14 protein-coding genes are annotated in these 15,261 nt (G+C 65.3%); 5 read left to right on the plus strand and 9 right to left on the minus strand.

All coding sequences use genetic code 11. From position 1 onward, the window contains the following. Position 1 precedes the first annotated feature (1 nt). A complete protein-coding gene (gene ettA / locus WN73_RS02815) occupies positions 2 to 1,651 on the minus strand; it encodes an energy-dependent translational throttle protein EttA (protein WP_271551371.1) in 1,650 nt (549 codons plus the stop codon). 236 nt (positions 1,652 to 1,887) lie between these two features. Here ettA and WN73_RS02820 point away from each other — a divergent pair, with 236 nt between their 5' ends. Continuing rightward, on the plus strand, positions 1,888 to 2,103 hold the full coding sequence (locus WN73_RS02820; protein ID WP_271551372.1) for a hypothetical protein: 216 nt from the start codon (positions 1,888 to 1,890) through the stop codon (positions 2,101 to 2,103). Positions 2,104 to 2,233: 130 nt separating this feature from the next. Further along, entirely contained in the window at positions 2,234 to 3,196 is a 963-nt protein-coding gene (locus WN73_RS02825; RefSeq protein ID WP_271551373.1) for a D-2-hydroxyacid dehydrogenase family protein, read from the plus strand. Positions 3,197 to 3,252: 56 nt separating this feature from the next. On the opposite strand, the gene WN73_RS02830 is transcribed toward WN73_RS02825, so the two are convergent. Further along, positions 3,253 to 4,455, minus strand: coding sequence for a L,D-transpeptidase (locus WN73_RS02830; RefSeq protein WP_039185840.1), 1,203 nt, complete (start codon positions 4,453 to 4,455; stop codon positions 3,253 to 3,255). A gap of 368 nt (positions 4,456 to 4,823) precedes the next feature. Here WN73_RS02830 and WN73_RS02835 point away from each other — a divergent pair, with 368 nt between their 5' ends. After that, positions 4,824 to 5,591 carry a hypothetical protein gene (locus tag WN73_RS02835; protein WP_028174596.1) on the plus strand — a complete coding sequence of 256 codons (768 nt, stop codon included), beginning with the start codon at positions 4,824 to 4,826 and terminating at the stop codon, positions 5,589 to 5,591. A 2-nt stretch (positions 5,592 to 5,593) separates the two neighbouring features. Here the strand turns inward: WN73_RS02835 and sseA are convergent, their stop codons facing one another. From sseA to WN73_RS02850, 3 genes are all read right to left on the minus strand, one after another. Further along, positions 5,594 to 6,445, minus strand: a complete 852-nt coding sequence (sseA, locus tag WN73_RS02840) for a 3-mercaptopyruvate sulfurtransferase (protein ID WP_028174595.1) — start codon at positions 6,443 to 6,445, stop codon at positions 5,594 to 5,596. Positions 6,446 to 6,570: 125 nt separating this feature from the next. Continuing rightward, entirely contained in the window at positions 6,571 to 6,984 is a 414-nt protein-coding gene (locus tag WN73_RS02845; RefSeq protein ID WP_018641027.1) for a rhodanese-like domain-containing protein, read from the minus strand. A gap of 131 nt (positions 6,985 to 7,115) precedes the next feature. Beyond that, a complete protein-coding gene (locus WN73_RS02850) occupies positions 7,116 to 8,291 on the minus strand; it encodes a vWA domain-containing protein (RefSeq protein ID WP_011089432.1) in 1,176 nt (391 codons plus the stop codon). 152 nt (positions 8,292 to 8,443) lie between these two features. Here WN73_RS02850 and WN73_RS02855 point away from each other — a divergent pair, with 152 nt between their 5' ends. Continuing rightward, complete coding sequence (locus tag WN73_RS02855) at positions 8,444 to 8,689, plus strand: GlsB/YeaQ/YmgE family stress response membrane protein (protein ID WP_011089433.1); 246 nt, start codon at positions 8,444 to 8,446, stop codon at positions 8,687 to 8,689. Positions 8,690 to 8,796: 107 nt separating this feature from the next. Further along, on the plus strand, positions 8,797 to 9,639 hold the full coding sequence (locus tag WN73_RS02860) for an AAA family ATPase (RefSeq protein WP_028152332.1): 843 nt from the start codon (positions 8,797 to 8,799) through the stop codon (positions 9,637 to 9,639). A gap of 1,138 nt (positions 9,640 to 10,777) precedes the next feature. Here the strand turns inward: WN73_RS02860 and WN73_RS02865 are convergent. The 4 genes from WN73_RS02865 to WN73_RS02880 all read right to left on the minus strand — a co-directional run bounded on the left by WN73_RS02865 (position 10,778) and on the right by WN73_RS02880 (position 15,100). Next, on the minus strand, positions 10,778 to 12,424 hold the full coding sequence (locus WN73_RS02865) for a GMC family oxidoreductase (RefSeq protein ID WP_271551374.1): 1,647 nt from the start codon (positions 12,422 to 12,424) through the stop codon (positions 10,778 to 10,780). A gap of 14 nt (positions 12,425 to 12,438) precedes the next feature. Continuing rightward, entirely contained in the window at positions 12,439 to 13,032 is a 594-nt protein-coding gene (locus WN73_RS02870; RefSeq protein WP_038967669.1) for a GNAT family N-acetyltransferase, read from the minus strand. Positions 13,033 to 13,172: 140 nt separating this feature from the next. Then, positions 13,173 to 14,099, minus strand: a complete 927-nt coding sequence (locus WN73_RS02875) for an SMP-30/gluconolactonase/LRE family protein (RefSeq protein WP_271551375.1) — start codon at positions 14,097 to 14,099, stop codon at positions 13,173 to 13,175. 167 nt (positions 14,100 to 14,266) lie between these two features. Next, positions 14,267 to 15,100, minus strand: coding sequence for an AraC family transcriptional regulator (locus WN73_RS02880; protein ID WP_038967668.1), 834 nt, complete (start codon positions 15,098 to 15,100; stop codon positions 14,267 to 14,269). Positions 15,101 to 15,261: the final 161 nt, after the last annotated feature.

A 15,261-nucleotide genomic window follows, 5' to 3' on the forward strand; every position in this document is an offset into this window, starting at 1 on the left:
ATCACCGCGTCAGCTTCTTGTACTTCACGCGGTGCGGGATGATGCTGTCCTGGCCGAGCCGGCGCATCTTGTCCTTCTCGTAGTCCTGGAAGTTGCCTTCGAACCATTCGACATGGCTGTCGCCCTCGAAGGCCAGGATGTGGGTCGCGATGCGGTCGAGGAACCAGCGATCATGGCTGATGATGACGGCGCAGCCGGCGAAATCCTCCAGCGCCTCTTCGAGCGCGCGCAGCGTGTCGACGTCGAGGTCGTTGGTCGGTTCGTCGAGCAGCAGGACGTTGGCACCGGACTTGAGCATCTTGGCGAGATGCACGCGGTTGCGCTCACCGCCGGAGAGCGCGCCGACCTTCTTCTGCTGGTCGGCGCCCTTGAAGTTGAACGACGAGCAATAGCCGCGCGAATTGACTTCCTTCTTGCCGAGCAGGATCAGCTCGTTGCCGCCGGAGATCTCCTCCCACACGTTCTTGTTGCCGTCGAGCGCGTCGCGCGACTGGTCGACATAGCCGAGATGCACGGTCTCGCCGACCGTGATGGTGCCCTTGTCCGGCTGCTCCTGCTTGGTGATCATCTTGAACAGCGTGGTCTTGCCGGCGCCGTTGGCGCCGATCACGCCGACGATGCCACCAGGCGGCAGCTTGAAGGTGAGATCGTCGATCAGCAGACGATCGCCGTAGCCTTTGCTGAGGCCTTCGAAATCGACCACGTTGGCGCCGAGCCGCTCGGCGACGGGGATGATGATCTGCGCGGTCTGGGTCTGCTTCTCGCTCGCCTGCTTCAGCAGTTCCTCGTAGCGCTGGTAGCGCGCCTTGGACTTGGCCTGGCGTGCCTTCGGCGAGGACGCGACCCATTCCTGCTCGCGCGCAATCGTCTTCTGGTGCGCGGCGTCCTCGCGGCCTTCCTGCTCCAGCCGCTTCTGCTTCTGCACCAGCCAGGACGAGTAGTTGCCCTCGTAGGGAATGCCCTTGCCGCGATCGAGCTCGAGGATCCAGCTGGTGACGTTGTCGAGGAAGTAGCGATCGTGGGTGACGATCAGGATCGCGCCGGGATAGTTGCGCAGATGGCCTTCCAGCCACGACACCGACTCGGCGTCGAGATGGTTGGTCGGCTCGTCGAGCAGCAGCAACTCGGGCTGGTCAAGCAGCAGCCGGCACAGCGCGACGCGGCGGCGCTCACCGCCGGAGAGTTTTGTGACGTCGGCATCGTCGGGCGGGCAGCGCAGCGCGTCCATGGCCTGGTCGACCTTGCTGTCGAGATCCCAGAGGCCCTGGGCCTCGATCTCGTCCTGCAGCTTGGTCATCTCGTCGGCGGTCTCCTCGGAGTAGTTCATCGCCAGCTCATTGTAGCGATCGAGGATGGCCTTCTGCTTGGCGACGCCCAGCATGACGTTCTCGCGCACGGAAAGCTTGGCATCGAGCTGCGGTTCCTGCTCGAGATAGCCGACGCGGGCGCCCTGGGCGACCCAGGCCTCGCCATTATACTCCTTGTCGAGGCCGGCCATGATCTTGAGCAGCGTCGACTTGCCCGAGCCGTTGACACCGAGCACGCCGATCTTGGCGTCCGGGTAGAAGCTCAGATGGATGTTATCGAGCACCTTCCGGGTCGGGTAGCTCTTGGTCAGGCCCTGCATGAAATAGATGAACTGGCGCGCCATCGGTCCCGTGAAACCTTCGATTTGAGGAAATTTGCTTGCCGCCGATGTAGCGATCCCGCCCCCAAAGGGCAACGTTTTCCCTCCGTTCACCACGGATGAATACGGGATGGACACCATGCTGACGCCAATCCGGACAATTGAAACCATTTTTTAATAAAGCAGGCCAAAGCTCGTCACGGCGCCGAAAAAGACGCCACCCGCGGCAGAAGCGGCGGGGAGAACAGCGAGGCCGCATCATGGCTCTGATCGAGACCCATTCTCTTCCCGTTCCGGCAGAAGCCGGCAGCACCTCCGCGCTCGTCGCGGAGATCAAGGGCTTCTGGAAGGGCTTCTTCGCCACCGCCTTCAACCCCTACCGGCCCGAGCTGCACTACATGCGCGGCCCCGGCCCCGCCTGGCGCGCCAAGCACGGCATGGATGCGCCCATCCGGCTGAAGCCCCGCGACCTCTGAGCCCTTTCCCGCTATCGGATTTTTGAAGACGCGAGCTGCTTGCGCGCAGGTGTGATTGCGCGCAACCATGGCCCGGTTCCGACGATGGCACCCGCCTGGCGCCATCACCTCTCGCCATGGATGAACGCTGATGACGCGGCTGCGCTGTGCAATTCTCGACGACTATTTCAACATCGCCCTCGACGTCGCCGACTGGCCGAAACTGTCCGACCGCATCGACGTCACCGTGTTCAGCCATCCCTTCACCTCGGAGCAGGCTGCGGCCAGCGCGCTCGCCGATTTCGAGATCGTCTGCGCGATGCGCGAGCGCACCGCGTTCCCCAAGAGCCTGTTCGATAGCTTGCCGAAGCTGAAGCTGCTGCTGACGTCAGGCATGCGCAATGCCTCGATCGACATGGAGGCCGCGAAGGCGAAGGGCGTTGCGATCGGCGGCACGCAATATTCCCGCGATCCCACGGCACCGCTGACCATGGGCCTGATCCTGGAGCTGACCCGCGGCATCGGCCGCGAGAATGCGCGCATGCATGCCGGCGAGCCCTGGCAGACCTTTGCCGGTGTCGAGATCGAGGGGCTGACGCTCGGCATCGTCGGGCTCGGCAAGCTCGGCAGCAAGATGGCGGGCATTGCGAAAGCATTCGGCATGAACGTGATCGCCTGGAGCCCGAACCTCACGCCGGAGAAATGCAAGGCGGCCGGCGTCGGCTACGCCACCAAGGAGGAGCTGTTCGCCAAGGCCGACATCGTCACCATCCATGTGGTGCTGAGCGAGCGTTCGCGGGGACTGGTCGGCGCTGCGGACCTCGCGCGGATGAAGCCGACGGCCTTCCTCGTCAACACCGCGCGCGGGCCGATCGTGGATGAGCAGGCCCTGCTGGAGGCCTTGCAGCAGCGGAAGATCGCGGGCGCCGGCTTGGATGTGTTCTCGGTCGAGCCGCTGCCGGTCGACCATCCCTTCCGCAAGCTCGACAATCTCGTGCTGACGCCGCATCTCGGCTACGCGACCGAGGACGGCTTGCGCATCCATTACGGCCAGATGGTCGAGGCGATCGACGCCTGGACCCGCGCCGGCGAGATGCCGCGCAAGCTGGCCTGAAACGAAAAGGGCGTGCCGACGGCACGCCCTTCGCAATCTGAATTGTCTCGCAGCGCCTAGCGCACGGTGACCGGCGCGGGCAGCGGCGGCACCACGGTCGGCTGCGTACCCGGGACGGGGCCGGCCTGGGCCGCCATCGGGGCCGGCGCACCGGGGGTGGGCGCAGCCGAGGCGGTCGCCGTTCCCGGCGCCGGACCACCCGGCATCACCACCACGCGCGTGCCGACCTTGACCCGGTCGAACAGGTCGGAGACGTCCTCGTTCAGCATGCCGATGCAGCCGGAGGAGACGAACTTGCCGATCGTCGAGGGCTGGTTGGTGCCGTGGATGCGGTAGACGGTCGAGCCGAGATACATCGCGCGGGCGCCGAGCGGATTGCCGGGACCGCCGGCCATGAAGCGCGGCAGATAGGGCTGGCGCTCGATCATTTCCGTCGGCGGATGCCAATCCGGCCACTCGGCCTTGCGGGTGATCTTCTGCACGCCGGTCCAGGTGAAACCGTCGCGGCCGACGCGGACGCCATAACGGACCGCGCGGCCATTGCCGAGGACGTAGTACAGATAGGTGTTCGGGGTATCGACGATGATCGTTCCGGCCGGCTCCTTGGTCGCGAGCGAGACCTCCTGGCGGCGCAGGTTCGGCGGCAACTGTGCCGGCGCGGCGTCGGGCTGCTCCTCGGGCGGGAGCGAGGCGATCGCCATCGGCCGGCCATCGGCGCCAACCGGCGGCTGCCCGGCCTGGACCGCTCCGGTCGCGGCGGGACCACCGACGGCTTCCGGCGGACGCAGGCCGTCGCTGCCGGGGGCCTGCTGAGCGGGACGGTCGGCATAGATCACCGCGGGCGGGCCGGCGGGGCGGCCGTAGCGGGGATCGTCGGGCGACATCACCGGCCCCTGCGGCGGCGCAGCCGAGTAGACGGGAGCGCCGGCGGGACGGCCATAACGGGGATCATCCGGCGACATCACCGGCCCCTGCGGCGGCGCAGCCGAATAGACCGGAGGACCAGCGGGGCGGCCGTAGCGCGGATCGTTGGGCGAGATCGGACCGCCCGGGCCGGGCGGCGGCAGCGATGCCTGCGGCAGCGCGTCGTCGTCATCTTCCAGCGCGTCGAAACTCGGCGTGCGGTCGCCGGGGCGGTATTCAGCCGGAGCGCCGTAGCTCGGCGCCTGCTGGACCGGATAGCTCTGGGCCTGTGCGAGCGAGGTTCCCGCCGCAGCGACTGTTGCGGCAGCGCATATCGTCAGAAAATGTTTGATCATCATCGCTCTTGTATAGTCCCCAGGCCCTATCGGACCGCTAACGGCCAGATGACCGAAGATAGCGGCACATTCAAGACATTACAGGCCGATTTGCGCCGGATTTGCCGATTTGTGATCCGCAAGACTACCGTTGCTCCGTTGCATCACGGGGGCGGAAATCGCATTCCGCCGTGGATTGCCGGAGTCATCGACCCCGATTTTAAGGGAACGGCGCGGAGGGGTTGCGATATGTTCGAATCAGCCTGATTCGCCGCCGCTTTGAGCTCCGATTCCGCGTGGCGAACGCGGCAACCAGTACTGTCACCGCGTTCAGATGGCTCATTGGCCCTGGCCACCTCGCCGCCGGGGCGGAAATTCGCAATCCCTCGATGCTTCCCGGCTTTCGCTTCCTGCTTGCCGCGATCCTGCTGTCAACCTCCATCCTGGTGTTCGGCTTGGGCGCCGCCGCGCTGCTGCGGGCGAGCCACGAGCAGTATGTCAGCAACCCCTCCTGGCGGAACGGCCCGCAGGAGCAGATGTTTGCCCAGGCATCCGAGCCGGCCCAGCCGGTGCTCGCGGCCTTGCGGGCGGAGCCGGAGCCGGCCGAGCCCACCGCGCCGTCGCTGCGCGACCAGGTGCCGACCATCGCTCTGCCGGTGAGCGAGCCCGAGCAGGTCGCGGCGGTGACGAGTGAGGCTGACGCTGAGCCCCAGGTCGCTACACCGTCGGCTGAGGCGCCAGCCGCCGAACCGGCCAAGACCGAGACGACGACGGAAGCCACGGCACCAGCTCCCACCGACACGCTCACCCCTGCCGACACCACGGCATCGATCCCCGAGGCCCCCCCTGTCCCGACCGCCGGCGCGCCGGCCCCGGCTGACCCTAGCCTCGCCCTGGAATCCTCGGCGCTCGATGCCGCCTCGGCCAGGATGGCTGCACTGAACGATCCCGCGACCACGGCCTGGAAGGATCCGCCGGCCAAGGCCAAGGCGGACAGCAGCGCACCGGACAGCAAGGCGACGAAGCCGCGGGCGAAGGCGAAGAAGCGGCACCGCGTGGTGCGGCGCCCGCCGCCTCAACAGCTGCAGCAGTCGCTTGACCCGTTTGGACAGCCGCAGCAGACCTTCGCTACGACGACCACGCGCGCGCGCCAGTAAGCTTACGCCGGCCCGGTCGCGACCGGCGGGCCGCCGGCCTGGCCCCATTCCGACCATGAGCCGTCATAGAGCGCGGTATCGGTGATGCCGAGGCGATAGAGCGCGAGCGTCAGCACGCCGGCCGACACACCCGAGCCGCAGCTCGTCACGATCGGCGCATCGAGCTTGACGCCGGCACCGGTGAAAGCGGCACGCAGATCGTCGAGCGGCTTCATCGTTCCGGTCGCGGCATCGAACAGGAGATTGTAGGGCACGTTGCGGGCGCCGGGGATGTGGCCGGAGCGGATGCCCGCGCGCGGCTCGGGCGCGCGGCCCTCGAAACGGTCGGCGGCGCGTGCGTCGATCACCTGCTCTTTGTTGCTTTCGACGTTGGCGATGAGCTGCTGCATGCTGCGCACGCGTTTTGAATCATAGCTCGCCTTGAACGTCGCAGGCTTCGGCTTCACCTCGCCGCTCTCGACGGGACGCCCCTCGGCGCGCCACTTCTTCAGGCCGCCATTGAGGATGCGTACATTGCCGTGGCCGAAAGCCAGGAACATCCACCACGCGCGCGGCGCGGCGACCCAGCCGCCGGCATCGTAGATCACGACCGTGTCGGCATTACCGATGCCGAGATTGCCGACGTCGCGGCCGAACTGCTCGGCGCTCGGATACATATGCGGCAGCGGGTTGGAATGATCCGACACCGCGTCGACGTCGAAGAACACCGCGCCGGGCAGATGCGCGGCGAGATAGTCGTCCTTCGGCAGCGGCAGCACGCCCGGCAGCTTGAAGCTGGCGTCGAGCACTTTAAGGTTGGCGTCGTTGATATGGGCGGCGAGCCATTCGGTGGAGACGAGGGGGTCGGGGGTCATCGATCTTTCCTTGTCATTCCGGGGCGCGCGTAGCGCGAGCCCGGAATCTATCGCGCGGCAGAGATGGTGGATGAATGGATTCCGGGTTCGCGCTACGCGCGCCCCGGAATGACGAAGGGAGAGATCTAACCCTTCTTCTTCGGCTCCCACTGCTCCGTCGGGCCGCCGGCGTCGCGCCAGGCGGCGTAGCCGCCGGCGATGTGGGCGACGGGCTTGAGGCCCATGTCCTGCGCGGTCTTGGCAGCGAGCGCGGAGCGCAGGCCGCCGGCGCAGTGGAAGACGAACTTCTTGTCTTCCTGGAAGATCGGCTTGGCATAGGGGCTCTGCGGATCGATCCAGAATTCCAGCATGCCGCGGGTGCAAGCGAACGCGCCGGGGATGCGGCCGTCGCGCTCGATCTCGCGGGGATCGCGGATGTCGACGATGACGACGTCACCGTTCTTGGATATCTCGATGGCGTCCTTGGCGGTGAGCGTCTCGATCTCGGCATTGGCCTCGTCGATCAGCGCCTTGATGCCGCGGGTGATGGTCTGGGGCATGGGTCTTCCCTTCTGTTATTTCGTCATTCCGGGGCGATGCGCAGCATCGAACCCGGAATCCATTTATCGACGAACATTGCGGCCCGATGGATTCCGGGTTCGCGCTACGCGCGCCCCGGAATGACGGGAAGCTAGTGCGTCAATTCCTTCATCGCACCCTCCAGCCCCTCGATCGTGATCGGGAACATGCGATTGGTGAAGATGCGCTTGATGATGGTGGTCGATTCCGAATAGTCCCAGTGCTTCTGCGCGACCGGATTGAGCCACACCGTATGCGGATAGGTGCGGATGATGCGGTCGAGCCAGACCGAACCCGGCTCCTCGTTGACATGCTCGACCGAGCCGCCCGGCACCATGATCTCGTAAGGCGACATCGAGGCGTCGCCGACGAACACGACCTTGTAGTCGTGCGGGTATTTGTGCAGCACGTCCCAGGTCGGCGTGCGGTCGGTGAAACGGCGCTTGTTCTGCTTCCACACGCCTTCATAGAGGCAGTTGTGGAAGTAGAAGTACTCCATGTGCTTGAACTCGCTCTTCGCCGCCGAGAACAGCTCCTCGACCTGCTCGATATGCGAATCCATCGAGCCGCCGATGTCGAAGAACACCAAGAGCTTCACCGCGTTGCGCCGCTCGGGCCGCATGTGCACGTCGAGATAACCGTGATTGGCGGTCTCGCGGATGGTGGTGTCGAGATCGAGCTCATCAGGCGCGCCGGTGCGCGCGAACTTGCGCAGGCGCCGCAGCGCCACCTTGATGTTGCGGATGCCGAGCTCGACATTGCCGTCGAGATCCTTGAACTCGCGCTTGTCCCACACCTTCACGGCGCGGTTGTTGCGGTTCTTCTCCTGACCGATGCGGACGCCCTCGGGATTATAGCCGTGGGCCCCGAACGGCGAGGTGCCGGCGGTGCCGATCCACTTCGAGCCGCCCTGATGCCGCCCCTTTTGCTCCTCGAGGCGTTTCTTCAGGGTCTCCATGAGCTTGTCCCAGCCCATGGCCTCGATCTGCTTCTTCTCTTCCTCGGTGAGATACTTCTCCGCGAGCTTCTTCAGCCACTCCTCGGGGATCTCGGCCTTGTCCATGGCCTCGAGCAGGCTCTCCAGCCCCTTGAACACGGTGCCGAAGACGCGGTCGAACTTGTCGAGATTGCGCTCGTCCTTCACCAGCGAGGCGCGCGACAGATAGTAGAAATTCTCGACGGTGTAGTCCGCGAGGTCAGCGTCGAGCGCCTCCATCAGCGTGAGGTATTCGCGCAGCGTCACGGGGACCTGCGCATCGCGCAGAGAAGTGAAGAATTGCAGGAACATGGGTGACAGATTGCCCGTCGGGGGGCGGACGTCAAGGGGCGCTTCACCTCTCCCATTGGGAGAGGTGAAGCGAGATCGCGAACGCTGCTGGACCGGGAGGCTTTTTGCTCTAGAATTGGCCGCCTCACGGGGTTGTTTTGGGGACGTTTGCAATGGGAATTCTCGCAGCACTCATCATCGGCGCGATCGCCGGCTGGCTCGCCGGCAAGATTGTCCACGGGGCGGGATTTGGGCTGATCGGCAACATGGTCGTCGGCATCATCGGCGCGCTGGTGGCGGGCTGGGTGCTGCCTCAGCTGCACATCCAGCTCGCCACCGGCACGGTCGGCGCCATCGTGGATGCCACCATCGGCGCGGTGATTGTGCTCGTCATCCTTTCGCTGATAAAACGGGTCTGAAAGCCTGACCGAACCAGGAACGGCCGCCATGAGCGGCCGTTCCGTTTGTTGGACCAGGGCGATGCCTGCAGGGCAAGATCTGGGACGACGACCAACAAGGACGCGCGATGAAATTTACCGGCACCAAGGACTATGTTGCGACCGACGATCTCAAGGTCGCCGTCAATGCCTCGATCGTGCTGGAGCGCCCGCTCCTCATCAAGGGCGAGCCCGGCACCGGCAAGACCGTGCTGGCGGAGGAAGTGGCCAAGGCGCTGAACGCGCCGCTTCTGACCTGGCACATCAAGTCCACCACCAAGGCGCAGCAGGGCCTCTACGAATACGACGCGGTGTCGCGCCTGCGCGACAGCCAGCTCGGTGATGCCCGCGTCTCCGACATCAGGAACTACATCAAGCGCGGCAAGCTGTGGGAGGCGTTCACCGCCGAACAGCGCCCGGTGCTGCTGATCGACGAGATCGACAAGGCCGACATCGAGTTCCCGAACGATTTGCTGCTCGAGCTCGATCGCATGGAATTCCATGTCTACGAGACCGGCGAGACGATCAAGGCGAAGCAGCGCCCGATCATGATGATCACCTCCAACAACGAGAAGGAGCTGCCGGACGCGTTCCTGCGCCGCTGCTTCTTCCACTACATCAAGTTCCCCGACGCCGACACCATGGGCCGCATCGTCGACGTCCACTTCCCCGGCATCAAGAAGCGCCTGGTGGAAGAGGCGCTGCGCATCTTCTTCGAAGTGCGCGAGGTGCCCGGCCTGAAGAAGAAGCCGTCCACCTCGGAGCTTTTGGACTGGCTCAAGCTGCTGCTCAACGAGGACATGAGCGTTGAGCAACTGCGCGAGCGCGATCCGCGCAAGCTGATCCCGCCGCTGCACGGTGCGCTGCTGAAGAACGAGCAGGACGTGCATCTGTTCGAGCGGCTGGCGTTCTTGAGCCGAAGGGAAGTGTAGGTCGGGCCGCCAACCGCACGCCCGGTGTCGTCCCGGCCTAGTGCGCAATTGCGCACGGGGGCCGGGACCCATACCGCGTGATTTATCGATAAGACTCCGAGGCCAGTACCGCCCACCAAACCACTCCCTGGGGTAATGGGTCCTAGCTTTCGCCAGGACGACGTTGGGGAGGCATTTGCGCGCTGCCCCAACCTCGTCATTGCGAGCGCAGCGAAGCAATCCAGAATCCCTCCGCGGAAACAGTCTGGATTGCCTCGCTGCGCTCGCAATGACGGAGGATGAGGTATGGGCTGGTTCTCCAGATGACGCTGTCATTCCCCGCGAAGGCGGGGAATCCAGTACGCCGCAGCCTCTCGGCTCCATCACAACCGCCTCTGGAATACTGGATCGCCCGCCTTCGCGGGCGATGACAGCGAGTGTGTGGTCACAGACACGACTTCGCATCCTCGCGGCTCATCTCGCCCGAGCTTTGCTCTCTCCATCACACCCTCCAGGAAAGAGGGCGCAGGGAAGGCCGGGTGCCGGCTGGCACCCACGGTCCGCCGTGCGAAGGCACACGCAGAAAAACTGCACAGCGGCATACAGGTGAAGCCCAACACACGGCCTTCCCTGCGCAGTGGTCGGACGGCTTATGCCGTGCTCTCCCGGGAGCCGAGTTCGTTCTGGCCTCCCTCGTCCTCGCGGAATTCACCGACACCGCGCCGGTTGACGCGACTGCCGCATCCGCAAGAGCTTGACCGTAGCAACGACGGCCAGGACCACACGGTTTTGCCGTACGCACGCAGCGCCGCTCGTCCGCACGAAGTTTTGGGCTCACGGAGAGCAATCCGCCCTGCCCTCAGCCTCTCGCACACGACGCTGCCGCGTCCACCGCAACCCGGCCCGCGTTTCGAACGACTCGCGAACCGCCCCTCTTCGTCGGGCCGGGCTGTTTCGACTTATGCCGCAATTCCGAATTTCGGTAAAGTGGAATATTTTTGCGGGGAGGGATTGACGGGTGAGCGACACAACAAATCTAGTAGGGTGGGTTAGCAACAGTGTAACCCACCTCTTTTGTCTCCGCGTCCAGAGAAGTGGTGGGTTACGCCGCGCGGACTGCTCTTCGCGCAGCCGCTAGCTAACCCACCCTACGAAGATCTCACGCCACCGCTGCATCCGGAATCCGCGCGGCTTCCATCGGCACCTTGCCGCGGATCAGGTCCGAGGCACGGTCCGCGATCATCATCGTGGATGCATTCAGGTTCGCCGAGATCATCCGCGGCATCACGGAAGCATCGATCACGCGCAGGCCCTCCAACCCGTGGACCCGGAGCTGGTCGTCGACCACTGCCCATGTCGAGTCCGCCGGGCCCATGCGGCAGGTGCAGCCGGGGTGGAAGGTCGTGGTGCCGCGCTCCGTTGCGGCGGCCAGAAACTCGTCGTCGGTGTTGATGTTGGGGCCGGGGAAATCCTCGTAGGCATAGTAGGGCGACAGCGGCGAACTCTTCAAAAGGCGCCGCGCGAGCTTCATGCCGCCGACGATGACGCGGCGGTCGAGCTCGGCGTCGAGGTAGTTGGTCTGGATGATCGGCGGCGCAAAGGGATCGGCCGAGCGGATGCGGACATAGCCACGGCTCTCGGGGCGCTGCTGCCAGGAGGCCACCGTCATGCCGGGCTCGTCCTCGAGCTGGCCCTGCACGCCTTCCTTGTAGCTTGCCGGCGTGAAGGTGAGCTGCAGGTCGGAGCTCTCGGCACTCTCGCCGGAATGCCAGAAGCAATAGACCATGGTCGGCGATAGCGAGAGCAGGCCGCGGCGCGCGGTTGCCCATTTCAGCGCCTCGATCCACAGCGAGAAGCCGCGGCGGAGCTCGTTGATGGTCTTGATATCTTTTACGCGCGCCACCGTGCGTGGGGCATAATGGTCCTGCAGGCCTTCGCCGACCGGCAACGCATGACGCACCGCGATGCCGTGCGCGGCCAGCAGGTCGGGCGAGCCAACTCCGGAAAGCTGGAGCAGCTGCGGCGAATTATAGGTGCCGCCGGACAGGATTACTTCCTTGTTGGCGCGCACCTCCACCGGCGTGCCGCCGCGGCCGCCCTTGGTGTAGCGCACGCCGACGGCGCGCTTGCCCTCGAAGATGATCCCGGTCGCGTGCGCGTGGGTGTGCACATGCACGTTCGGCCGTTTCATCGCGGGCTTCAGGAACGCGGTCGAGCCGGAGACGCGCAGGCCGTTGTTGATGGTGCGCTGGCAGTAGGAGACGCCTTCCTGCTTCGCGCCGTTGTAGTCGGGGTTACGCGGGATGCCGAGCGAGACCGCGCCCTCCATGAAGGCCTCGCAGAGCGGATCGCGCCAGTCCATGGTGGTGACGATGAGGTTGCCGTCGCGTCCGCGATAGGTGTCCTCACCCTCGCCGACCCGCTTCTCCAGCCGCTTGAAGTAGGGCAGCACGTCGGCATAGCCCCAGCCGCGATTGCCCATCTGCGCCCAGGTGTCGAAATCCATGCGCTGGCCGCGATTGTAGATGTGGCCGTTGATCGAGGACGAGCCACCGAGCGTCTTGCCGCGCGGCGCGTAGATGCTGCGCCCGCCGGTGTAGGGCCCCGGCTCCTGCTGGTAGGCCCAGTTGATGCTCTTCATGTGGAAGGTCTTGATGAAGCCCGCCGGCAGATGGATGTACGGGTGCCAGTCGCTCGGGCCCGCCTCCAGCACGCAGACGCTAACGTTCGGATCTTCGCTGAGCCGGTTGGCAAGCACGCAGCCGGCGGAGCCCGCGCCGACGATCACATAATCAAATCTGTCCATGGTGCCTCGGCCGCTCAGCGCGGCTTGTCGTTGAGTTGAAATTCGAGATGCGCCTGCACGGTCGGCCATTCGGCGGCGGTAATGCTGTAGACCACCGTGTCGCGCAGCGTGCCGTTCGGCGCGACCTGGTGGCTGCGCAGAATGCCGTCCTGCTTGGCGCCCAGGCGCTCGATGGCGCGGCGGCTCTGGTGGTTGAAGTAGTGCGTACGGAATTCGACCGCGATGCAGTTCAGCGTCTCGAAGGCGTGCCGGAGCAGCAGCAGCTTGCACTGCGTATTGAGCGGGCCGCGCTGCGCGCTCTTGCCATACCAGGTCGAGCCGATCTCGACGCGGCGGTTGGCGGCATCGATATTCATGTAGGTCGTCATGCCGACGATGTTGCCGCCGGCGTCGAACACGGTGAACGGCAGCATCGAGCCTGCGGCTTGCAAGGCCAGGCGGCGGTCGATCTCCTTGCCCATGTTCTCAGGCAGGGGAATCGCAGTGTACCAGAGCTTCGAGAGCTCGCCGTCCTTCACGGCCTCGGTCAGCCCCTCGATATGCTGACGCGACAGCGGCTCGAGACGGGCGTGCTGTCCACGCAGGGTGATGGGATCGGGCCAGGGCATTGAATCGTTCCTCATGAATGTCATTCCGGGATGGTCCGAAGGACCAGACTATGGTGCGCAATTGCGCACCTGAGAATCTCGAGATCCCGGGTTCTATGCGCCGCATAGCCCCGGGATGACAATCGCGTAATGCGCGATTGTCACTTGTTCAAGAAGTTCAACGGCAAACCGCCGCGCGGCCAGTCCATGGCGATCAGCTCGCCCTTGCCTGACAGCGTGATGTAGGCGGTCTTCAGCCCGGGGCCGCCGAAAGCGATGTTGGTGGTGACGCGGTCGCCGGTCGGGACCTGCTCGATCAGGGTGCCGTCAGGCGCGATCACCGAGATGCAGCCGGAGACGAGGGTGGCGACGCAGACATTGCCGCCAGCCTCCACCGCGAGCGAGTCGAACATCTGGTAGCCGCCGAGGCCGCAGATCGGCTTGCCCCGCTCGCCGCGATAGATCACCTCGCGCGGCCTCAGCGTGCCGGGCGCGGAGAGCTCATAGGCCCAGAGCCGCGCCGTCGGCGTCTCCGCGATGTAGACGGTGTTCTCGTCCGGCGAGAGCCCGATGCCGTTGGCCGGCAACACGCCGTGCACGACCTCAACGATCTCTTTCATGCCGGGCTTGAGATAGTACATGCCGCCGACGTCCATCTCGCGCGCGCGGCGCTTGCCGAGATCGGAGAACCAGAGGCCGCCGTGCCTGTCGAACACCAGATCGTTCGGCCCGCGCAGCTCGTGCTCGCCGCATTTGGTCACGACGGTCTCGACCTTGCCGGATTGCAGGTCGACGCGCTGGATCGAACCGCCGAGATAGTTGTCCGGCTGCGGGCCCGGCATGATCATCTGGCCGGTCGGAATCCAGGAGAAGCCGCCATTGTTGCAGATGTAGATCTTGCCGTCGGGGCCGAGGGCGGCGCCATTCGGTCCGCCCGGCACCTTCGCCACGATCTCCTTGCGGCCGTCGGGATAGACGCGGGTCAGGCGCTGGCCGCGGATTTCCACCAGCACCACCGAACCGTCCGGCATCACGACCGGCCCTTCGGGAAATTCGAGGTCGGTGGCGAGAACGCGGACGTCAGACATTGAGACCCTCCCGGCTGCTTGTTATGGCTTGCACGGGATGTCCGGCACGGGCCCCACACGCAAGATTTGCCTGCGGTTATGACAAAGTCACCGGGGCTTGCCAAGCAAGCGGGACGGTATGCCAGCGTTGCGCCGCAAGGCGCGATTAAGGGTCATCGCGGATCGTGCTACCCGCGCACCGGCACCCAGATCTCGAAGCCGCCATTGCCGGTCGCGGGATCGAATTTTTCGTCGTAGCGCTCGAAGCTCGGCGCGTCCGCGGCCTTCAGGCCGGAGGCGGGCAGCCACTGATTCCAGATCGTGTTGACGGTGCGCCTGATCGAGGCGACGTGGTCGGTGTGGGCGAACACCGCATAGCGCTGCTCGGGGATGCGGATGCGGCCGAAGCGGCGCGGCAGGTCGGAATAATCGCTGACCTCGACACCGGCGATGTAGTCGAAATTGCCGGCATCGTCGCCGTTGCAGCAAACGCCATAGGCGACGTTGCCGACACGCGCCGGGATGTCGGCGACCTCCTGGTGGAAGCGCTGCCACATCCCCGGGATGATCGCGCCGTTGTCGCAGGAGATGCGCTCACTGATGCCGGCGACGAGGAAGGCGGTTGCGGTCTCGAAACGCGGCGGGGCGAGAGTGTCTGAGATGGTGGAGTCCATGAGGATCGGCTCCTGAAGCTTGAGATGGCCGGTGCACGTCGCGGCCCGCACCGCTTCGGGTGTGGTGCCAAACTGGTCGCGGAACGCGCGGGTGAATGCTTCGTGCGAGCCGTAATCCGCCTCCAGCGCCAGCGACAGAATGTCCGGCGCGCCGTTCGCAAGGCTGCGCGCCGCCTCGGTCAGCCGCCGCGCGCGCACGTAGCGCATCACCGGCAGGCCGGTGGCTGCGGCAAACGCGCGCACGATGTGGAACCGCGACACGCCTGAGATCGCAGCGATCTCGTCGAGCGTCATCGGCTCGGCAAGATGGCTCTCGATATACCAGAGCGCGCGCTGGGCTGGATTCATGGTGGTTCGGGCCCTCGTTCGAAGCGCGACCATGATGCACGGAGCGCCGCGGGCTTCGCTTGATCGGCGTTGCGGTCCCGCAAGAGAATAACGCCGGCACAGCCACTGGCAACGTCCCGGCGTTCATGGCTACACTCGGGACGTCCTTGAAACCGCTCACA

It is taken from the genome of Bradyrhizobium sp. CCBAU 45394 (assembly GCF_028128655.1).
Lineage (GTDB): Bacteria > Pseudomonadota > Alphaproteobacteria > Rhizobiales > Xanthobacteraceae > Bradyrhizobium > Bradyrhizobium diazoefficiens.

Bases quoted from the DNA above. Each gene is read 5' to 3' on its own strand.
- ettA (WP_271551371.1), bottom strand. From the start codon at position 1,651: ATGGCGCGCCAGTTCATCTATTTCATGCAGGGCCTGACCAAGAGCTAC.
- WN73_RS02820 (WP_271551372.1), top strand. From the start codon at position 1,888: ATGGCTCTGATCGAGACCCATTCTCTTCCCGTTCCGGCAGAAGCCGGC.
- WN73_RS02825 (WP_271551373.1), top strand. From the start codon at position 2,234: ATGACGCGGCTGCGCTGTGCAATTCTCGACGACTATTTCAACATCGCC.
- WN73_RS02830 (WP_039185840.1), bottom strand. From the start codon at position 4,455: ATGATCAAACATTTTCTGACGATATGCGCTGCCGCAACAGTCGCTGCG.
- WN73_RS02835 (WP_028174596.1), top strand. From the start codon at position 4,824: ATGCTTCCCGGCTTTCGCTTCCTGCTTGCCGCGATCCTGCTGTCAACC.
- sseA (WP_028174595.1), bottom strand. From the start codon at position 6,445: ATGACCCCCGACCCCCTCGTCTCCACCGAATGGCTCGCCGCCCATATC.
- WN73_RS02845 (WP_018641027.1), bottom strand. From the start codon at position 6,984: ATGCCCCAGACCATCACCCGCGGCATCAAGGCGCTGATCGACGAGGCC.
- WN73_RS02850 (WP_011089432.1), bottom strand. From the start codon at position 8,291: ATGTTCCTGCAATTCTTCACTTCTCTGCGCGATGCGCAGGTCCCCGTG.
- WN73_RS02855 (WP_011089433.1), top strand. From the start codon at position 8,444: ATGGGAATTCTCGCAGCACTCATCATCGGCGCGATCGCCGGCTGGCTC.
- WN73_RS02860 (WP_028152332.1), top strand. From the start codon at position 8,797: ATGAAATTTACCGGCACCAAGGACTATGTTGCGACCGACGATCTCAAG.
- WN73_RS02865 (WP_271551374.1), bottom strand. From the start codon at position 12,424: ATGGACAGATTTGATTATGTGATCGTCGGCGCGGGCTCCGCCGGCTGC.
- WN73_RS02870 (WP_038967669.1), bottom strand. From the start codon at position 13,032: ATGCCCTGGCCCGATCCCATCACCCTGCGTGGACAGCACGCCCGTCTC.
- WN73_RS02875 (WP_271551375.1), bottom strand. From the start codon at position 14,099: ATGTCTGACGTCCGCGTTCTCGCCACCGACCTCGAATTTCCCGAAGGG.
- WN73_RS02880 (WP_038967668.1), bottom strand. From the start codon at position 15,100: ATGAATCCAGCCCAGCGCGCGCTCTGGTATATCGAGAGCCATCTTGCC.